Genomic DNA, 1,713 nt, shown 5'->3' on the forward strand with positions numbered 1-1,713 from the left:
AATAATAATGAAGTAGTGCATCGTTCTCTCTGCAGCCCCTAAAGCATTCTTAAAAACAATTGATTAAGCTCATATTTTCTTAAGTGTTCTTTAGCAATTACATGTTCCAAAAATCGTAAACAGCACTACTTTAACCCGTCAAAAAGGCAATAAGATCACAATATGCTAAAATAACAAACAACGGGATTAATAAAGAGAAACAGATGCAAAAAAAGTCAGATGTCTCATCCAAAACATACCAAAACATTATAGAAAATGAAGAAAATACCATGAGCACAGAACTGTCTGCAGGTGTTGGATTGGTGCTGCTGCAGCTAGCAAGGCATTTTTCAGACAGCCGGGTTAAGGGTAAATCAAAAGCAACAGTATCAACAGAACAAGTAAACCGATATATTGCCGCGGATGATACAGTGAAAGAGGCCTGGAACTATATTGAAAGCAAACTAAACGAAGAGGTTAACCGGCTAGATAAAATTACTACCTGGGTAGAAGGCCAAGAAACAACACGCTACATCGAACTAAGAACAGCCTTGGCTTTGGTGTATGCTGGCTGAAACGATTCATTCATTCCAACGTATATAAATATTCGTGCTTGCCTCGCAAAAGAAGATAAATCACTCAGTTTTATGGAAAATAGGCGTCAATATGTTAACTCGTTCTTTTATAAATCAGATCCCGTACCTGTTTAAAGAAGAAAAAGTTATAAATAAAGCGTTAAGAAACAGCTAAATGAAATTGGGACACTCAGCTAAAACCTTAAATCGCGAGGATATCCAAGGATTAATGACAGGCGAATCCTGATGGCCGAGAGCTCCTAATTTAAAACAGAACCCTATTAAAGATATTCAGAGAATATTCGAACTTATGCAAAAAAATATATAGAACTCTTAAGCCTCACTTAATGATTCACGTATAAATTTGTACTAAAATAAGGCATATGCATTGAACAAAGATATTATCTCATGCCTGAATCTTTAAAAAAGCGTCCGAAGTTATCAGTCAAAATGCAATTATTCAAAGATAACATTCATGCTTTGACCAGAGAAAGAAAGTCGCTTATAGAACGAGTCTATGAAGGAGGTAAATTTGCTTCGGTTGTCATTGCGGGAATAAATAAAGTATTTAGTGTTTTTGCCTCATTCTTATCTTCTTTTTCAGCCATTCCTTTAATTGGAAATTTTTTCCATGGACTAGCAGCAATCCCTGAGGGAATAGTGTTTTTCTCAGATCCTAAAAAAACGATTAAAGAAAAATTAATTAGTGCGGTGGCTATTATTATAGTTGGAGGTATAGCACTTACTGCATTTATTCTTGGTACTATTCCTACATTAATTTTTAGTACGGCAGTGGCATCATTTTTTGCCCTTCTGGAAGGACTTAATGTCGCCAATAGATATTTTCAAAAACAAAAGACGACTGAATTATATAATGAACGAAATGAATTTGTTAATCTGGTAACAAGCCGTAAAATTCCAGAGGGAGATAAATTTAATGAACTACTGGAAATACGTGCGGTTGAACTCGAACATGACATAGACAGACCCGGAGTTAGAAAGAGTATCCAAAGGGGAATGCAGGCAGAATTAGAATTCATTAATGACGAGCTTAATAAAAGAAACATAAAGATAGGCTGCAATCCTGAAAATAAAGCGTCTCAATTAGCACAACTTTATAAAATTCATAAAGAACAAATTCAAGTTCTTACTGGTGTCC

The 1,713-nt window shown here is 35.2% G+C and carries 2 protein-coding genes; both read left to right on the forward strand.

Annotated elements, in window-relative coordinates:
- Window positions 1-203: 203 nt before the first annotated feature.
- The gene (locus tag Q0495_RS12645; RefSeq protein WP_298626910.1) at window positions 204-554 is read left to right on the forward strand and encodes a hypothetical protein; all 351 of its coding nucleotides are present in this window, start codon (window positions 204-206) and stop codon (window positions 552-554) included.
- A 408-nt stretch (window positions 555-962) separates the two neighbouring features.
- On the forward strand, window positions 963-1,713 hold a 751-nt coding region (locus Q0495_RS12650; RefSeq protein WP_298626912.1), incomplete at its 3' end, for a T4SS effector SidA family protein.

Origin of the sequence: uncultured Legionella sp., assembly GCF_937871865.1 — a bacterium.
In the GTDB taxonomy this organism is placed as follows: Bacteria; Pseudomonadota; Gammaproteobacteria; order Legionellales; family Legionellaceae; genus Legionella.

Excerpts from the sequence above, each read along its gene's own strand:
- Q0495_RS12645 (WP_298626910.1), top strand. The coding sequence starts at position 204 with ATGCAAAAAAAGTCAGATGTCTCATCCAAAACATACCAAAACATTATA.